Source organism: Vibrio sp. B1-2 (assembly GCF_963888445.1).
GTDB lineage: Bacteria > Pseudomonadota > Gammaproteobacteria > Enterobacterales > Vibrionaceae > Vibrio > Vibrio anguillarum.
The window spans coordinates 48961-67341 of the sequence record NZ_CAWPJH010000043.1; the positions used below are offsets into that span (position 1 = coordinate 48961).

Sequence of the window (18381 nt, forward strand, 5' to 3'; positions counted from 1 at the left end):
TGACGTGGTTTGTATCGCGCAGCGTAAGCAAATAAAAAGCGGCGTTTTGATGCGCCGCTTTTTTATCTCTTTTATTCACTGCGTTGAATTGAGAAGGTTAAATATCATCTCGCTCGATCGGGCAGCTCATGCAGCGCGCGCCGCCTCGGCCTCGGCCGAGTTCATTGCCGGGGATGGTTAATACTTTGATGCCCGCCTTATCGTATTTCTCGTTAGTGTAGACATTGCGCTCGTAGCCAATCACAACTCCGGGTTTAACCGTTAGCACGTTGTTGGCGTCATTCCATTGCTCGCGCTCAGCCTCATAGCTATCACCACCAGTGGTGATGATTTTGAGTTTGTCCAAACCTAACGCGCGTTCAATCGCATTAACATAACTTGGCATTGAATCGACGTTCATCCCGCCATCGCCTTTCGGCGTTAAACGCCATGTTTCTAAATCATGACGCATAATTTCGGGGTAAACAGAAAAGGTGTCGACATCCATATGTGTCATCACCGTATCTAAATGCATACAGGAGCGGTGTTTAGGCAGGTTAACGGCAATCACCTCTTTGGCCTGCCCATGTTTAAATAAACTCGCAGCAAAATTTTCTACCCCTTGCACCGTCGTGCGTTCGGAAATACCAATCAACACCGCACCTTTACCGATCACCAGTACGTCGCCCCCTTCAATATTGGCATTATCGTAGTGCAGATCTTCATCACCGAAATACTTGATAAAATTCTCTCCTGCAAATACAGGATGCCAACGATAAATGGCGCGTAAATGGTTGGTTTCACGTTGGCGTGCTGGTTTCATCATCGGATTAAGCGATACGCCGCCATACACCCAGCAAGAGGTATCGCGGGTAAAGAGATGATTGGGCAACGGTTCAATCACAAAATCTAACGGACGATGCATTTTAGGTAGCATCGAAGATGAGTGGATGGGCAGTTCGGAATAAGCAAGACCACCGAGTAGCAGAGTGGCGAGGTGTTCGTTATCCATGTCAGCTAAATAGCAGCGCAGATCGCACGCCAAAGTGGGACCATAGCGAAAATCAGAAATTTGCGTATCGAGCAACCACGCTTTGGCATCGGCAACGGCTAAGGTTTCGACTAAGAGATCATGCAGCAACAGCACTTCAACATCTTGGTCCTTCAATGTGTTGGCAAAGGCATCATGCTCTTTTCCTGCATCTTCTACGGCAAGCACATCATCAAATAACAGTTCATGACAGTTCGACGGTGTGAGATGAGTTAAGGCACGCTCTGGCCGATTGAGTAATACTCGGCGCAGTTGCCCAACTTCAGATCCAACGTACAGCTTATTCATTTTGTATCCCTACTCTTATTTCTCATGTTCTTTATGACAAGCTTAAGCGATCGATGCAAGTCTACTTAGTGGTGATATTAGCTGTTATTTTGTAAACTTATAGTTGTGTATGCTTCAAAGTGTGTGCTTATTAAAAAATAACTCCAAAACTAGCCAAATAAGCCTAATAACGACAAAGTGCTTTGTTATGCGTTTTTGGCTCAGAGGAGGGGGAATTAAGCATGAAGAATAAGTGATTTTCTATGCGGTTATTTACATAAAAAGTGCATAATGTGGGCAGGTTTAGCCAAAGCGACCTTTTTCGCTATGCATGAATGTTTGATAAACAGGCAGTTTAATGCGGTGAAAGAGCAAATCATCAGGCAGATAATCTACTGAATTAGCAAAATGAAAATAAATTGTTAAATTAAAGTGTTTTTTTATTTGGTCTGTACTTGATTGAGCAGTGATCCTTTAGAAAGATAAAGATCACGGTACGTTGTTGGTGGCAATTTTAGGCGAACCATGCCATATTTCGTCGAAATTCATTTATACCCTTCCGACGTGAAGTTGCAGCGGTGCTGGCTACGTTTGCTCACCCAGTCACATAGTTTATCTATGTTCATGGGGATGAACTCACTTGCCGCCTATCTGCAACGCCAGGTTGATGGAGTATAGTCTACATTTAGCCAAATCTGGAGCACCTTATGTCTCAACCTCAGCAAGATGACTACGTATCCGTTGAAGAGTTAATCGAAATTCAAAAAGAAGATACTCGCGACATCATTCAAGCCCTGCTCGAAGATGGCAGTGATCCAGATGCGTTATATGAGATAGAGCACCACCTATTTGCTGAAGATTTTGACACGCTAGAAAAAGCGGTTGTTGAAGCCTTTAAAATGGGCTTTGAAGTGCTTGAAGCAGAAGAAACAGAAGATGAAGACGGCAATAAACTATTGTGCTGTGACGCGACTATGCAATCGGTACTGAAGGCCGAAGCGATCGATGAACAGGCAGAGAAGCTTATTCAACTTGCTGAAAAATATGACATTATTTACGACGGCTGGGGCACTTACTACGAAGGCGAAGATGCTCTATATGACGATGAAGAAGATGAAGACGACCAAGAGTGATTAGGCGTTATTTACCTTAATGTGAGATACCAGCCCTTTGGCTGGTATTTTTTTCGCTATGCAAAGCTAACAGAGTACTTTAGTGACGAATCATTATTTTTGTCAGCACATCTTTATTTATTTTGTATATAATCGCTCAACATTGATCTAGCTCAAGTTTATTATGCGAATTTCTCTTGCTGGCTTTTGGCAGCTTTCACCGTTGACTGATTTATCGATTCCGCAAGATGATCTTTGTTTTCCTGCGCCTCTTAGCCAAGTATTACCTCACGATATGACAGAAGCACAAATTGCCGAGCAAGAGTGGCATTTGATGCATGATGTTGAGGTGGATGAAGTGATGCTTGGTTTTGCTGCAATTGATCTTGTGCTTGAGGGGATCGATTTTTATGCGGAAATACGTTTAAACGGTGTGGCACTATTTGATTGTGATGGCAGTCAAGCGGTGTATAAAAAAGACATTCGGCCTTTGCTGCAACTCGGCCGCAATCGATTCGAAATTTTGTTTGTTGAGCAAGAAGAAGAGTGGTTGCTGGAGGATCAAGATTTACCGCAATTATGCCCATTGGGACACCACTCGGTGAAGAAATACGATGAGCGAATGGGTATTTGGCAAGAGCCTTATCTGCAATGCATTCGTCATGTTCGTTTAGAGCATGTTACCACTGAGCAAATCTGGCACTATGGTGGTGGCTGTGAGTTTTTGGTTCACTTACATTATCAAACCTACGCACCAGGATTAGTTTCCGCGGTGGTGAAATTTAATGGTATGAGCTATCAGTTACCTATTGATGTACGTCATCAGCATGCCAGTGCTTTATTTCAAGTGGAAGCGCCGAAGTACGCAGATCTTACACAGCTTAACCCGAATGATTTGTATACCTTATCGGTGCAACTTGATGGTCAGCAGCAATCCTTCCATATCGCGTTAAGCGAAGATCTCTGTGTTACCCATTTTCCTATCTGATCAACGTACAGTTAGTGAGAGCATTTCATTGGTGACCATTCTTGCGGATGCCTCTTTTGCCAGAACTTCTCGTAGAAGTAGTAAGCACACGTATTAATACTCGGTTCGATCATGGCTAAAACACCACCGATGACAAAACTTCCGGTCATAATATATGCCACGCTAAATGCAACACTGAAGTGCACTACAGCAAAGCTACCTGTTTTAATTTTGGCCGATTGTGAGTAGCGGCGCAGTGGGGCGTAGTGCGCCCATACTTTTTCGTGAAAGTAAAAAGCAACGGTATTGACCATCGGCTCAAGCATGGCAATCAGACTACCAAGAATAATGTCGCCCGTAAGTAGATAAACGACGGTAAACGCAATACTGAAATGGATCGCGGCAAAGCTAAGCGTTTTTTTCATAATGTTCACCTAAACGGTTATCGGGTTGATGTAAACATTATTGATAATTATTCTCAACAAGTAAAGGTAATTGAGCCTATTAGTTTGATAGCCAATTCCTAACTGAGGCGCTTGTCGTTGGCATAAAAAAAAGCGCCTCATGCGCTTTTTTATGACGATGCAGGGTTTCTATCCTTGCGGTTTGACAACCAGTACATTGATTGGCGAGTTTTGCACTACTTTACTGGCCACCGATCCCAGCATCACTTTATCGATCTTCGATCGTTTATGGCTTGGCATGATAATCAAATCAGCTCCGAGCTTTTCTGCGTAATCTAAAATGGTGGTGTAGGCTTTACCTTCCGCTACATGCAGTTTGTAGATTATTTCGTCAGCGATATGTTGATCAGCAAACTGTTTTAGCTGTTGCTTGACATCTTCTTTCATTTTCGCCGCGGCATCTTTCGGGAAGTATGTGGCGACCATCGACATGTGGATACCAGGTAATACATTTAAAAGATGAATTTCAGCATTGGAATGTGTCGCGTGCCAAACAGCAAGTTCAACGGCTTTGTCAGAAAAGCCTTTTTCATTAAGGTCCACTGGAACAAGGATGTGTTTATACATTATGGATTATCTCATCTACGATAGGGTGCTTTAGAGCACCTTGTTTCCGTAAAGTATATGCCTAGCTCGTGCTAGGCATATTGATTAAGCGCGTATTTCTTGTGTTCTCATACGGCGTTTTTGATTCCAAGCTAGCGTCAGCACTAATAATAATGCAGGTAAGAAAACCCACTCTTTCATTGGCCGCTGGCTTTCCAACACAACTGAGCGGATTTCCCAATCAAAATCTATGCCTGCAGCTTCAGCTGGACTGCCAAACTCAATCATATCCACCAGCATACGATTACTGGTTTCTTTCAGGGTTAGCCCCATTGATTGAATACGCTGTTCTGCCGTTGACGCTTGATCATCAAAAGGGAGTAGTACTGTTTTTGATAAGTAATCACCTTCAATGGTTTCACCAGCGACGATAAGCTCTATCGATTGACCCACATCGAGGTTTTCTACAATTTGCGCTATCTCTGTGCCTGGGTGCAGCTCGCTCGCAGGATAAATCATGTCCCACCAAAAACCGGGTCGGAAGAACGAGAACGTCAGCACCAACAACAAGAGGGTTTCCCACCACTTATTGCGAGTTAGCCACCAACCTTGAGTCGCAGCAGAAAACAGCAGCATTGCGGTAATGGCCGAGAAAATGGTTAACGCTAAGTGCCACCATGAATCAATTCCCATTAGCAGTAGTTGAGTGTTGAATACGAACATAAAGGGCAAAATGGCGGTACGAATATCGTAAGCAAACCCTTGAATACCTGTACGAATAGGGTCTGATTTAGCGATAGCGGCTGCGGCAAATGCCGCCAAGCCAACTGGTGGGGTGTCATCTGCCAAAATGCCGAAATAGAACACAAATAAGTGTACGGCAATCAATGGGATGATAAGACCATGAGCGGCTCCCAGTGTCACAATGACGGGAGCCATTAAGGTTGATACGACGATGTAGTTGGCGGTAGTCGGTAAGCCCATACCAAGAATGAGGCTGATCACAGCGGTAAAAATCAGCATCAGTATGACGCTGCCACCGGAGATAAACTCAACAAAATCGGTCATCACTAAGCCAATGCCAGTCAAGGTGACGACACCAACGACGGTTCCTGCGGCTGCGGTTGCCACACCAATGCCAATCATATTCCGCGCGCCCGAAACCAAGCTTTCGGCAAGATCAACAAACCCAGCCTTCACTTGCGTGTTCAAATCGTTGCTCTTATTGAGTAACGACATGATTGGCCGCTGAGTGATCAAAATGAAGACCATAAATATCGTGGCCCAAAAGGCGGATAATCCAGGCGAGAAGCGCTCGACCGTCAAACACCATACTAGCACCACAATAGGTAGCAGGTAATGAAGCCCTGATTTTACCGTCGGCCCAGGGTCGGGTACTTCTTGGATATCCATATCCATTGCACTTTCTGAGGCGTAGCGAGACGAAATTTTAATCAGAGCGACATAAGTCAGTAAAAGCGCGACCGTAACAATTGGAGTAGCGGCGTCACCAAACACTTCTTTGGTCCAACCAATGCCGTAGTAAACAACAGCGCTGAGAACGCAAAGCCCTAAAATAGTACCCGTAAATGAAAGTAAGCTTTGCACCCATGTCGGTGTATGACGGCGAGGTAGGCCTTTCATTCCTGCTTTGCAGGCTTCCAAATGGACAATATAAATTAAGGCAATATAAGAGATAAGCGCTGGTAGTAGCGCCGCACGGATCACTTCAACATAGGAAATACCGACATATTCCACCATTAAAAATGCGGCAGCCCCCATGATAGGCGGGGTTAATTGGCCATTGGTGGAAGCGGCTACTTCAACAGCGCCCGCCTTTGTTCCGGGAAAGCCGACACGTTTCATCAAGGGAATGGTAAAAGTACCGGTGGTAACTACGTTTGCAATCGATGAGCCAGACACTAGCCCCGATAAGCCTGAGGCTACAACCGCTGCTTTCGCGGGACCGCCTCGCATGTGACCCAGCAGTGAAAAGGCTACTTTGATAAAATAGGAACCTGCGCCAGCTCGTTCAAGCATGGCGCCAAATAGAACAAACAAGAACACAAAAGAGGTGGAAACCCCAAGAGCAACCCCAAAAACCCCTTCAGTGGTCAGCCATAAATGAGACATCGCTTTGTTTAGGCTCGCTCCTTTATGAGCGATCACATCCGGCATGTAGGGGCCACCAAAGGTGTAGAGCAAAAAGAGTGCTGCGACCAACATTAGTGGTGGCCCTAATGCTCGACGTGTTGCTTCAAGTAATAACACCATCCCTGTGACGGAGACCGCTATATCAATCAAGGTTGGCGCACCAGAGCGACCAGCCAACTCATTGTAAAATAAATAGATGTAAGCAGCAGAGAAACTGCCCGCCAATGCCAAAATCCAATCAATCAATGGAATGCGATCGCGTGGTGAGTTCTTTAACGCAGGGTAGGCAGTAAAGGCGAGAAAGACAGCGAATGTGAGGTGAATGGCTCGTGCTTGCGTATCGTTTAAGATGGCAAAGTTAAAAATAAAGGGCAGCGGTGAAGCATACCAAAGTTGGAATAGTGACCAACATAATGGGACAAACCACAAAATGCGCCCCGGCAAGCCATGAGGGTTTCTTGCGCCGGTATCAGATTGCGCTACCATTTCTTGCACATCGGTTGACGGAGTAAGTGTCTTCGTCATGTACGTTATCCTTATTATTGGCTGCCTACGTCTCGGTTGGTTACAGGGTCAATTCACTGCTAATGAGAAGTGGGCTATTGCGGAACAGAACAAAAGGCGGGTTGTTAAATCATTTAAAACCCAAATGTGCCCAGAGAGTCGTTGTGAACGTAAGAGGACAGGCCATCATCGCTGACCATAACGCCAAGGGATAAAGGGCATATCGCTCGTGACTGAAAGGGCAATCAAAGGAGACGTTCAGCCTCCTTTGATTCGGTATCGCTATTGTTGGTTTTCGCGATGCGAAATTATTTTAGCAGACCGATTTCTTTGTAGTATTTTTCTGCGCCAGGATGAAGAGGAATGGAGATCCCCGCTTTCACCATGTCTTCTTTTTTCAAGTTAGCAAAGGCAGGATGAAGACGTTTAAAGGTATCAAAATCTTCAAATACCGCTTTGACCAAATTGTATGCGACTTCATCGGACACATCAGTGCTTGATACCAAGGTTGCAGCCACACCAAAACTGGTTACATCTTTATCTGTTCCACGGTACATGCCAGCAGGAATCGTGCTGTAAGCGTAGTAAGGGTTATTGGCAACAATTTTTTCAATTTCAGGGCCAGTAGCAGAGACGAGTTTTGCATCGCATGAGGTCGTTGCTTCTTTGATTGAACCATTTGGATGGCCAACCATATAAATAAAGGCATCTATTTTATTGTCGCACAATGCTTGAGAGCGCTCAGAGCCTTTGAGCTCAGAAGCCAATTTGAAGCTGTCATTGGTCCAACCAAATGCATCCATCACCACTGCCATGGTGGCCCTGTCACCAGAACCTGGGTTACCAATGTTGACACGTTTACCTTTCAAGTCAGCCACGTTTTCAATGCCAGAATCCGCGCGGGCAATGATATTAAAAGGTTCGGTATGAAGGGAAAATACTGCGCGCAGTTTTTTATTCGGGCCTTGCTCGGCAAATTCACTGGTAGCGTTATAACCATGGTACTGCCAGTCAGATTGAACAATACCGAAATCGAGTTCACCTGCACGAATCGTGTTCACGTTGTAGATCGATCCGCCCGTTGATTCTACTGAGCAGCGAATGTTGTGATCTTTACGCCCTTTATTAACCAGCTTACAAATAGCACCACCTGTCGGGTAGTAAACACCAGTGACGGATCCTGTACCAATCGTAATGAACTCTTGTGCGCTTAACGTACCTGTACCCATGACCGCTGCTGCAATAATTCCAACTTTAATCAATTTATTCAATGCCATGAATTTTCCTTCCTTATTCATTATTAACCCCATAGATAATTGTTGTTACACCCTTCCCACCTGAAGTTGCTGTGGTGTTGGCTACGTTCGTTCACCCCAATCACAGAATTATCCATGCTTATGACGACTGACTCACTTGCCGCCTACCCGCAACTTCAAGTTGTTTGGGTATCGGGGGAGTTTCCTCATCTAGAAACGGCATCTTTTTCAATCCGTATGTTGAAAAAGTGGCTAAATAATACCAAAAAATCGACACATAATTACAGGAATGTTAAAAAATGTAGCGAAATTGGCTATCAATAAGCGTCATTGTCAGAGCCAAAATATGGCAATAGCTTGCCTATCAAGGAGTTATTCCTCTTTCTGCTGTGACAACTTATTGCTGAAGATGTGAAGAGAATCACGCCGACTTGACTCAGTGTGATTCTACTAGAGAGTGAGATGAAATGCGTTTAGTGACAAATTACCCTGCGTAATCAAACAGATCACAGACTGAATCAAACAGCTGCTTTGTCGTTACGTTCAGTGTCGGTGTGATAAAAATGGTATCGTCACCGGCCACCACACCCAAGATGCCTTCTGATTTGCCCAGAGAATCAAGTAACCGAGCAATAAGCTGCGCCGCCCCTGGTCCGGTATGAATCACTACCAGCGCGGCATTGTGATCTATATCTAGCACTAATTCGCGCAGTGAACTTGATACGGTTGGTACACCGAGTTCAGCAGGAAGGCAGTAGACCATCTCCATTTTTGCGTTGCGAGTGCGTACCGCGCCAAATTTAGTCAGCATGCGAGATACTTTGGATTGGTTGATATTATCAAACCCTTCATTACGCAGGGCATCGACAATGTCACCTTGAGATCCAAAACGTTCTTCTTTTAATAGATTTTTAAAAGCACGAACCAGATTATCTTGCTTATCATTATTGTTGCGCATAGTTATCGTCTTCGATTAGCCATTTATTGCTGCATATTCTCGCATAGCTATGCAGTCATCGCCAAATTATCGTCCAAAAGTGTCTAAAAGGTCACTGTAAACTTTTATGTAAAACTTTGGTCGAATGGCAACTTAACTCTTTGTCGGTAAAGATAAACAAGGTCATAATTGCCATCGGTGCTGTAGCACGATTTTAGCGAATTGCGCGAGGTCGCAAAGCTAGCGTTAATTGATTGTAATCATATTGTGATTGCTATAGTTTTCTAGCTTAAAAATACCCTACACAAAAACATTTATAAGAGATTTATTCTCAAGGAGAACTACGATGAAAGTAGCTGTTATTGGTGCCGCTGGTGGCATCGGTCAAGCCCTAGCACTTCTACTTAAAAACCATCTTCCTGCTGGTTCCGATCTGGCGCTGTATGACATCGCACCGGTGACTCCGGGCGTTGCTGCCGATCTAAGCCACATTCCTACTCCCGTATCGATCAAAGGCTATGCTGGCGAAGATCCAACACCTGCGCTTGAAGGTGCGGATGTAGTCCTTGTTTCTGCTGGTGTCGCTCGTAAGCCGGGTATGGATCGCGCAGATCTGTTTAATGTTAACGCTGGCATTGTGAAAGCATTGGCTGAAAAGATTGCGGTTGTCTGTCCGAAAGCCTGTGTGGGCATTATCACCAACCCTGTCAATACAACAGTACCTATTGCAGCGGAAGTCTTGAAAAAAGCAGGCGTTTACGACAAGCGTAAGCTATTTGGTGTGACAACGTTGGATGTGATCCGCTCAGAAACGTTTGTCGCGGCGCTAAAAGATAAAAACCCTAGCGAGATTATTGTGCCTGTGATTGGCGGCCACTCAGGCGTCACTATCCTTCCTTTGCTTTCGCAAATTGAAGGGGTTGAGTTCACGGCTGAAGAAGTGGAAGCACTAACTAAGCGCATTCAAAACGCAGGCACCGAAGTGGTGGAAGCGAAGGCGGGTGGCGGCAGTGCAACACTGTCAATGGGTCAAGCGGCTTGCCGTTTTGGCTTATCATTAGTCAAAGCACTACAAGGTGAACCAGGTGTTGTGGAATGTGCCTACGTTGACGGTGGTAGTGAGCATGCCTCATTCTTTGCACAACCGATTAAACTCGGTAAGGAGGGTGTCGAAGAAGTGTTGAGCTATGGTGCATTGAGTGCCTATGAACAAGCCGCGTTAGATGGAATGCTGACAACACTGAAAGGTGATATTCAGCTAGGTGTTGATTTCGCCAAATAAAGAATAACCTTATCTTATACAAAAATGCCGCTTGCTCATCCAAGCGGTATTTTTTATGGTTTTTACCAATATTTTTGTATGATGATGCTTTGAACTGTGTAATATGCGGTTTTTTTTACTGAGCAGTGCATTATTTTCGTCGTGAACTTACAAACTTTTTGATCCCTAGCAATGAATTTGACTATTGACTCACTATCTCAGTGACCGCGATCACATAGGGATTGATGTCTGGTAAATATGTTCTCTAAAATAGCGCCTTCCTCTAATGTGTAAACACTCACTGGATAGTTCCCATGGATAATAAGCTTGGTTTGGGCTCACTGACAGCACTGGTCATTGGTTCAATGATTGGCGCTGGTGTTTTTAGCCTGCCACAAAACATGGCCTCAGTCGCCAGCCCTTTGGCGGTAATGATCGGTTGGGGGATCACCGGCGTTGGTATGATCTTTCTCGCGCTCTCTTTTCAACAACTTGCCATTCATAAACCTCATATTAATAGTGGCGTATTTGGTTTTGCTCGAGAAGGATTTGGTGACTTTGCGGGTTTTTGTTCCGCATGGGGTTACTGGTTTAGCGCCATGGTGGCTAATGTCTCTTATCTGGTAATTGTTTTTAGTACCTTAGGTATGCTGTTTGATACACCAGATAACGTGATGTTTGGGGCGGGTAATACGTGGCTTTCCATTGGGAGTGCATCGCTATTACTTTGGTTGGTGCATGCGTTGGTCAAAAAAGGAGTACAAACGGCCGCATTCATTAATCTAATTACCACCTTTGCTAAAATGATCCCTCTAGTGTTGTTCATCATTTGTGCCGCTTTTGCTTTTTCTTGGGACAAATTCACATTGGATTTTACAGGCTTACACTTCGGTGTTGGCCATGATCTGTTGGATCAAATAAAAAGCACCATGTTGATCACGGTATGGGTGTTCATCGGAATAGAGGGAGCGGTTGTTGTGTCAAGCCGCGCTCGCCACCGTGCTGATATCGGTAAAGCGACTATTCTCGGTTTGCTTACGGCGTTGACCATTTATGTATTGGTCACCTTATTGTCGATGGGCGTGATTAAACCGGTTGAATTGGCGCAATATCAGAACCCTTCAATGGCCAAAGTGCTGACGACTATTCTTGGTCCTTGGGGTGAGTACATTATCGGTGTTGGATTAATTATTTCGGTGTGCGGTGCTTTTCTTAGCTGGACGGTCCTGGCCTCCGAAGCGCCATTTTTATGTGCTAGAGATAAGATGTTTCCTGCCATCTACGCCCAGCAAAACGAAGCGGGGAGCCCAGTAAAAGCGTTAACTCTAACCAATATTTGCATTCAGGTCTCACTGATTCTGGTGATGTACGCAGGCAGTACCTACGATACGCTGCTGATCTTCGCTTCAGAAATGATCCTTGTTCCCTATTTTTTGATCGGCGCCTTTACGTTAAAGATCGCGATTGAACAGAAGAATAAAGGCAAACTTCTGGTGATAGGTTCTTGTGCCACCATTTATGGGATTTGGCTTTTGTATGCCTCTGGCTTGCACTATTTGATGCTCTCCGCGCTACTCTACTTACCTGGGCTCTATTTCTACATGAAAGCCAAACGAGAGCAGGGCATTCATCCTTTTCAAGGCAAAGAAAAGTTAGGAGCTTGTGCTTTAACGATCGTGGCTGTTTTTGCATTTGGCATGATTTGGCAAGGCGGGTTTTAAATAACGCTTAGAATCAAAAAGAGCCTCAATTGAGGCTCTTTTTGTAGCGGTGCATTTCTAGGCAAAGGTCGATTCTTCGTCCAAGCTAGCTGCTGTTCTACTTTGTCCTATTCACAGCCATATGAGCTAGAGCTATCAGTGCTTGTTTATATTCACTTTCTGGCAGGATAGACAGCTCATTGATCGCTTTATCGGCTTCTTTTAGCGCTTTGTTGGTTGTGTATTCAAGCGAGCCTGTCTGTTTCATTGCCGCTAGAATCTCATCAAGCTGTTCCATGCCATTGGCTTTTTCGATGGCCTCACGGATCATCTCTTTTTGTTCGGGTGTACCATGCTGCATTGCGTACAATAGAGGAAGTGTTGGTTTGCCTTCCGCTAAATCATCGCCCACATTTTTGCCCATTTCACTGCCATCAGAGGTGTAATCCATCACGTCATCAATGAGTTGGAAAGCTGTGCCAAGGTACTTACCATAGTTCTGTAGTGCCGTTTCAATTTCAGGAGAAGCGTTACTTAATATCGCACCAATCTGGGTCGCTGCTTCAAACAAACGCGCCGTTTTCGAGTAGATCACCTGTAGGTAATTTTCCTCGGTAGTGTTTGGATCATTACAGTTCATCAATTGTTGCACTTCGCCTTCAGCGATAACGTTCACCGCATCGCTCATCAGCTCAAGGATCCTTAACGATCCTAGTGTAGTCATCATTTGGAAGGAACGCGTGTAGATGAAATCCCCCACTAACACGCTCGCTGCATTGCCAAATGCCGCGTTCGCTGTTGCCTTGCCACGGCGCATATCCGACTCATCGACAACGTCGTCATGCAGCAAGGTTGCCGTGTGGAGGAATTCAATAAATGCAGCGGCAGTCGTGTGCGCTTCACCTTGATAACCAAGGGCTCGAGCCGACAAAATAGCCAGCAAAGGACGCAGGCGTTTCCCACCTCCGCTGACGATGTAGAATCCTAATTGATTGATTAAAGATACATCAGAGTTGAGCTGAGCTTGAATCGTTTCATTCACTTTTGCCATGTCATCGGCAGTAAGCGTTTGGATAGCTTTAAAATCCATGGTTAATCCGGCTGAAGTTAGAACCTATAAGGTGTTGTGTTCTTCTATAATTCTCGAATAATACACTAAAAAACGTTGATTAATACAAGGCTTAAAGGCATGATTGCGCCACTTTTCATTGGCGATTAGCTTTTCGCCAATTTTTTCAAAATATGGCTTGTCTTGGGGTACTCATTCGCGTAGAATCTGCGCCCTATTGATGATTAGTTTAGCGCACACCCAAATTGCTCAAATAAAAAGCATACGGCTGTGCGGAAAGAGCGGAGTAAAATATGTACGCTGTTTTCCAATCTGGTGGTAAACAACACCGTGTAAGCGAAGGTCAAACTCTTCGTTTAGAGAAATTAGACGTTGAAACTGGTGCAACTGTTGAATTTGATAAAGTTCTACTAGTTGCTAACGGTGAGCAAATCACTGTTGGGGCACCTCTTGTTGAAGGCGGTAAAATTACTGCTGAAGTAGTACAACACGGTCGTGGCGATAAAGTTAAAATCGTTAAGTTCCGTCGTCGTAAACACTCTCGTAAACAACAAGGCCACCGTCAGTGGTTCACTGAAGTGAAAATCACTGGCATCAACGCTTAAGTAATTTAGGAGAGTTTAACAATGGCACACAAAAAAGCTGGCGGTTCTACTCGTAACGGCCGCGATTCAGAAAGCAAACGTCTTGGTGTTAAGCGTTTCGGTGGTGAATCTGTTCTTGCAGGTAACATCATCGTTCGTCAACGTGGTACTAAGTTCCACGCAGGCACTAACGTTGGTATCGGTAAAGACCATACTCTTTTCGCTCTTACTGAAGGTAAAGTGAAATTTGAAGTTAAAGGTCCTAAAAACCGTAAATTTGTTAGCATCGACGCTGAATAAATTTATACCTAACTGAACTCAAAAGCCCTGCCGTTACGGTGGGGTTTTTTATTTATCAGCCGAACAGAAAAGAAGACACTCTAATCACTAGAGTTTCTCCTTATGTGTTCCAATTGTGGATAAAACGAAGGATGATCACGGTCGATCCTGAATGTGTATCTGCTAGAATTTATATCATTGTGTGACAATGATATCGCAACGCAAAGAGCGTGGAGTAACAAATGAAATTCGTTGATGAAGCGATAATTAAAGTCGAAGCGGGTGATGGCGGTAACGGTGTCGTGAGCTTTTGGCGTGAAAAATTCGTGACGAAAGGCGGCCCTGATGGCGGCGATGGCGGCGATGGCGGCGACGTTTATATCCAAGCCGATGAAAACTTAAATACCTTGGTTGATTACCGATTCCAACGCTTTTACGCTGCTGAGCGCGGCCAAAATGGTGGTGGTGCTAACTGTACAGGTAAGCGCGGTAAAGACATTACTTTGAAGGTGCCTGTTGGGACTCGAGCGGTTGACATTCACACCAATGAAGTTGTGGGTGAAGTTGCAGAGCATGGCAAAAAAGTGATGGTCGCTAAAGGTGGCTGGCATGGTTTAGGTAATGCTCGCTTTAAGTCATCCGTTAACCGTGCACCACGCCAAAAAACCATGGGTAAAAAAGGTGAGGTGCGCGAATTACGCCTTGAGCTTTTATTGTTAGCTGACGTGGGTATGCTTGGCTTGCCGAATGCGGGTAAATCAACCTTTATTCGTTCTGTTTCAGCAGCGAAGCCAAAAGTCGCTGATTACCCCTTCACTACGTTGATCCCAAGTTTGGGTGTCGTGAGTGTGGTTCCTGAGAAAAGTTTCGTGATCGCTGATATTCCGGGCTTGATTGAAGGCGCGGCCGATGGTGCTGGTTTAGGTATTCGCTTCTTAAAGCACTTAGAACGTTGCCGAGTGTTGCTGCATATGATCGACATTCTTCCTATTGATCAAAGTGATCCTGCGCAAAATGCGCTGACCATCTTTGATGAGCTAGAGCAATACAGTGAAAAAGTGTCGCAAAAACCTTGTTGGTTGGTATTCAACAAAGTTGATCTGATGCTTGAAGAAGAAGCCGATGAAAAGATCCAAGAGATCTTAGATGCGCTAGCTTGGGAAGGGCGATACTTCAAAATTTCGGCAGTAAACCAACAAGGTACGGCGGATTTGTGCCGTGAGTTGGCTGACTATATGGAAACGTTACCTCGTGAGCAGGAAGAGCTCAGTGAAGCTCAGAAAGTCGATTTCATGTGGGATGATTACCATAAAGATGAGATGAACAGCCAAAATGTGATCACTGAAGATGGTGATGACTGGGATGATTGGGACGACGAAGAAGATGACGGTCACGTTATCTATGTTCGTGATTAATTTTCCTGAATGGATTGAGCCGCAATAATTATTGCGGCTTTTTTATAGCTAAATCATATTTAAAGCACCCAATTTCGGGCACACTATTGGGCTTTTAGGACGTTCGGAAAGGAATCATGACATCCAAACAGAGGCTTGTTTCTCGATTGATCGCCCAAGCTGGGCAAATGTTGTTGGCTCATGGTGCGGAAAGTACACTTGTGGGCGATATTATGCGTCGCATGGGAGCTGCGTGTGGCATGAGTGAAGTGGAAGTATCGCTCTCGGCGAGTTCACTTGTGCTAACCACGGTTTACGATGGCCATTGCATTACGACTGCGCGCCGTTGTCCTGATCGTGGGATCAATATGCGGGTAGTGACGCAAGTCCAGCGCATCTGCATCATGATGGAAAAAGGGATTTTAGATTATTCCCTTGCGCAGAAAAAACTCAATCAGATCAGCCCTGAACGCTACAACCGTTGGTTGGTTGTGGTGATGATTGGTCTTTCTTGTGCTGCATTTGCTCGTTTAGCTGGCGGAGATTGGACGGTGTTTACGATGACGTTCATTGCTTCTGCGGCGGGTATGATTGTGCGCCAAGAGATTGGGCATCGCCAATTTAATCCGCTCGTCAACTTTACGGTGACCTCATTTGTTACTTCGATCATTTCAGCGCAAGCTATCATCTACCAACTAGGCAATAAACCAACCATTGTGATGGCTTCTTCTGTACTGATGTTAGTCCCCGGTTTTCCTTTAATTAATGCGGTCGCGGATATGCTTAAAGGTTATATCAATATGGGTATTGCCCGTTTTGTGATGGCAAGTTTGCTTACGTTGGCAACGAGTTTGGGCATCGTTGCGGCGATGAGCGTGACGGGTGTATGGGGGTGGTAGCGATGGATTGGATGAATTTATTACTCGGTTTAGCCAATGATATGTTTTTTGCTGCAATCCCAGCCGTTGGTTTTGCTTTGGTGTTTAATGTTCCTGTACCAGCCCTAAAATATTGTGCGTTAGGTGGTGCGATTGGTCATGGCTCACGTTACTTAATGATGCAATTTGGAATTCCCATTGAGTGGGCGACTTTTTTTGCTGCAACTATCGTTGGAATGATTGGCGTGCGTTGGTCGCGTAAATTTTTAGCTCACCCTAAAGTGTTTACGGTAGCGGCTTTGATCCCAATGGTTCCCGGGGTTTTTGCCTTTAAAGCGATGATTGCAATGGTTGAAATTAACCATCTTGGTTTTACGCCAGAGCTGCTGGCGATACTGATGGATAATTTTTTAAAAGCGATGTTTATTATCGCGGGCTTAGCGGTTGGCCTTGCGGTTCCGGGTTTGTTATTCTATCGGCGCAAACCCATAGTGTAAGGGCAATGGTTTGTACTAATAAGGGAATTAGGTATAATCCGTTTTCTCCAAGAATTCTAAGGTATATTTGACGTGTTAATTAGCATGATCGCGGCTATGGCCCATGGCGGTAAGATAGATAAATCTCAAGATATGTATCTTTCTAATGCTAGTTCTCGGGTTATCGGTAACGAGAATTCGATGCCTTGGCATTTGCCAGCTGACTTTGCTTGGTTTCGAGAACATACGTTAGGTAAACCCGTTGTAATGGGGCGTAAGACGTATGAGTCTATAGGTCGTCCGTTACCTGAACGCCATAATATTGTAATCAGCCGTGATTTATCACTAGAAATTGAAGGCGTTACAGTTGTCTCGTCTGTTGAAGAAGCAATCAGTTCCGCTGGCAATGTGGATGAAATAATGATCATCGGTGGTGGGTCCATCTATAAAGCTTTTCTCCCCTTAGCTGGAAAATTGTATTTGACATTTATTGAAGCTGATATAAATGGTGACACTAGATTCCCTGAATGGGGAGCCGATTGGAAAGTAGCTGAACAACGAAAATACAAGAAAGATAGCGGAAACCAGTTTGACATGCATTTTGTAGTGCTTGAGAAAAAATAGTTAGAAGTGCTTTTACTTTCAAATATTGCTGGCGATAGTTGCCAGCTTTTTGGGAGTAGTTATTTTAAAGCGCTTTTTGAACAAAATACTGTTTATCTTCCCAGCGTAGCATGGTCAAACATCCTCCCCACACACAGCCAGTATCAAGCCCTATCACTTCGTCGCTGCGGTAACCTTCTAACGCAGCCCAGTGGCCAAATAGGACTGTTTTATCGAGTTTAAGGCGTTTGGGTAGGGCAAACCACGGTAACAATTCTTCATCTTTTATTTCTTGAGGGGGAAGTTTGCACGCCATATCAAGACGCCCATCAGCAAAGCAAAAACGCATCCGAGTATAGGCATTGATGGTATAGCGATAGCGATCAATCCCTTCTAGCTTCGAGCTCCACATATCAGGTGTGTTGCTGTACATCTGCTCGATAAGCCAACGCCAACGATCACTTTGCAAAATACTTTCGACTTCTTTTGCTGCTTGACGTGCAGTTTCAAGATCCCATAGAGGAGAAATCCCCGCATGGCACATGACAAAGTCAGCATGTTCAGCGAGGAGCGGTTGATGGCGCAACCAAGTGAGTAGCTCTGTTGCATCGTTCGCTTGTAATATGGGTAAGGTTTTATCACGAGGTTTACATGGGTGGATGCCCAGCGAGACGGCCAGTAGGTGAAGATCGTGATTGCCTAGAACGATGCGTGCTGAACTACCCAATTGTTTGATAAAACGTAGCGTTTCTAGAGATTTAGGGCCTCTTGCAACTAAGTCGCCAGCTACCCACAGTGTGTCTTGTTGTGGTTGGAATTGCACTTGAGCCAATAAACACTGTAGTTCATCAAAACAGCCTTGAATGTCGCCGACAATATAGTTCGCCACGGCTACCTCTT

The 18381-nt window shown here is 44.8% G+C and carries 18 protein-coding genes; 10 read left to right on the forward strand and 8 right to left on the reverse strand.

Annotation, left to right across the window (positions count from 1 at the left end):
• Nucleotides 1-97: 97 nt before the first annotated feature.
• Nucleotides 98-1318: an arginine deiminase gene (gene arcA, locus AACQ75_RS15940; protein WP_170889051.1), complete on the reverse strand. Its 1221-nt coding sequence runs from the start codon at nt 1316-1318 to the stop codon at nt 98-100.
• Between the two features lie 686 nt (nt 1319-2004).
• Here arcA and rraB point away from each other — a divergent pair.
• Both rraB and AACQ75_RS15950 read left to right on the forward strand, forming a co-directional pair.
• Complete coding sequence (gene rraB, locus AACQ75_RS15945) at nt 2005-2430, forward strand: ribonuclease E inhibitor RraB (RefSeq protein WP_017046663.1); 426 nt, start codon at nt 2005-2007, stop codon at nt 2428-2430.
• 163 nt (nt 2431-2593) lie between these two features.
• The gene (locus AACQ75_RS15950) at nt 2594-3397 is read left to right on the forward strand and encodes a glycosyl hydrolase 2 galactose-binding domain-containing protein (RefSeq protein ID WP_013857849.1); all 804 of its coding nucleotides are present in this window, start codon (nt 2594-2596) and stop codon (nt 3395-3397) included.
• Between the two features lie 11 nt (nt 3398-3408).
• On the opposite strand, the gene AACQ75_RS15955 is transcribed toward AACQ75_RS15950, so the two are convergent.
• The 5 genes from AACQ75_RS15955 to argR form a co-directional block, all read right to left on the reverse strand.
• Nucleotides 3409-3801, reverse strand: a complete 393-nt coding sequence (locus tag AACQ75_RS15955; protein WP_064624308.1) for a DUF2061 domain-containing protein — start codon at nt 3799-3801, stop codon at nt 3409-3411.
• Between the two features lie 168 nt (nt 3802-3969).
• Nucleotides 3970-4407, reverse strand: coding sequence for a universal stress protein (locus AACQ75_RS15960; protein WP_013857847.1), 438 nt, complete (start codon nt 4405-4407; stop codon nt 3970-3972).
• Nucleotides 4408-4491: 84 nt separating this feature from the next.
• Nucleotides 4492-7065, reverse strand: coding sequence for a TRAP transporter permease (locus AACQ75_RS15965; RefSeq protein WP_170889052.1), 2574 nt, complete (start codon nt 7063-7065; stop codon nt 4492-4494).
• 287 nt (nt 7066-7352) lie between these two features.
• Nucleotides 7353-8321: a TAXI family TRAP transporter solute-binding subunit gene (locus AACQ75_RS15970; RefSeq protein ID WP_170889053.1), complete on the reverse strand. Its 969-nt coding sequence runs from the start codon at nt 8319-8321 to the stop codon at nt 7353-7355.
• A 463-nt stretch (nt 8322-8784) separates the two neighbouring features.
• On the reverse strand, nt 8785-9258 hold the full coding sequence (gene argR, locus AACQ75_RS15975) for a transcriptional regulator ArgR (RefSeq protein ID WP_013857844.1): 474 nt from the start codon (nt 9256-9258) through the stop codon (nt 8785-8787).
• Nucleotides 9259-9583: 325 nt separating this feature from the next.
• On the opposite strand from argR, the gene mdh reads away from it, so the two are divergent.
• Nucleotides 9584-10519: a malate dehydrogenase gene (gene mdh, locus AACQ75_RS15980; protein WP_017043806.1), complete on the forward strand. Its 936-nt coding sequence runs from the start codon at nt 9584-9586 to the stop codon at nt 10517-10519.
• Between the two features lie 293 nt (nt 10520-10812).
• On the forward strand, nt 10813-12219 hold the full coding sequence (locus AACQ75_RS15985) for a basic amino acid/polyamine antiporter (RefSeq protein WP_017047085.1): 1407 nt from the start codon (nt 10813-10815) through the stop codon (nt 12217-12219).
• A gap of 97 nt (nt 12220-12316) precedes the next feature.
• Here AACQ75_RS15985 and ispB read toward each other — a convergent pair whose 3' ends face one another.
• Nucleotides 12317-13288: an octaprenyl diphosphate synthase gene (gene ispB, locus AACQ75_RS15990; protein ID WP_094128145.1), complete on the reverse strand. Its 972-nt coding sequence runs from the start codon at nt 13286-13288 to the stop codon at nt 12317-12319.
• 272 nt (nt 13289-13560) lie between these two features.
• On the opposite strand from ispB, the gene rplU reads away from it, so the two are divergent.
• The 6 genes from rplU (at nt 13561) to folA (ending at nt 17502) form a co-directional block, all read left to right on the forward strand.
• On the forward strand, nt 13561-13872 hold the full coding sequence (gene rplU / locus AACQ75_RS15995; RefSeq protein ID WP_010320620.1) for a 50S ribosomal protein L21: 312 nt from the start codon (nt 13561-13563) through the stop codon (nt 13870-13872).
• A 21-nt stretch (nt 13873-13893) separates the two neighbouring features.
• Complete coding sequence (gene rpmA / locus AACQ75_RS16000; protein ID WP_010320621.1) at nt 13894-14151, forward strand: 50S ribosomal protein L27; 258 nt, start codon at nt 13894-13896, stop codon at nt 14149-14151.
• Between the two features lie 221 nt (nt 14152-14372).
• Nucleotides 14373-15545 (forward strand): Obg family GTPase CgtA, encoded by a 1173-nt coding sequence (gene cgtA, locus AACQ75_RS16005; protein ID WP_010320622.1) that lies wholly within the window; start codon nt 14373-14375, stop codon nt 15543-15545.
• A 116-nt stretch (nt 15546-15661) separates the two neighbouring features.
• Nucleotides 15662-16423 carry a threonine/serine exporter family protein gene (locus AACQ75_RS16010; RefSeq protein WP_013857840.1) on the forward strand — a complete coding sequence of 254 codons (762 nt, stop codon included), beginning with the start codon at nt 15662-15664 and terminating at the stop codon, nt 16421-16423.
• Nucleotides 16411-16899 carry a threonine/serine exporter family protein gene (locus tag AACQ75_RS16015; protein WP_013857839.1) on the forward strand — a complete coding sequence of 163 codons (489 nt, stop codon included), beginning with the start codon at nt 16411-16413 and terminating at the stop codon, nt 16897-16899. Before AACQ75_RS16010 ends, AACQ75_RS16015 begins: the two co-directional genes overlap by 13 nt.
• A 72-nt stretch (nt 16900-16971) precedes the next feature.
• Nucleotides 16972-17502, forward strand: a complete 531-nt coding sequence (folA, locus tag AACQ75_RS16020) for a type 3 dihydrofolate reductase (RefSeq protein ID WP_373568406.1) — start codon at nt 16972-16974, stop codon at nt 17500-17502.
• Between the two features lie 64 nt (nt 17503-17566).
• On the opposite strand, the gene apaH is transcribed toward folA, so the two are convergent.
• Nucleotides 17567-18370 (reverse strand): bis(5'-nucleosyl)-tetraphosphatase (symmetrical) ApaH, encoded by an 804-nt coding sequence (apaH, locus tag AACQ75_RS16025; RefSeq protein WP_170889054.1) that lies wholly within the window; start codon nt 18368-18370, stop codon nt 17567-17569.
• Nucleotides 18371-18381 lie beyond the last annotated feature (11 nt).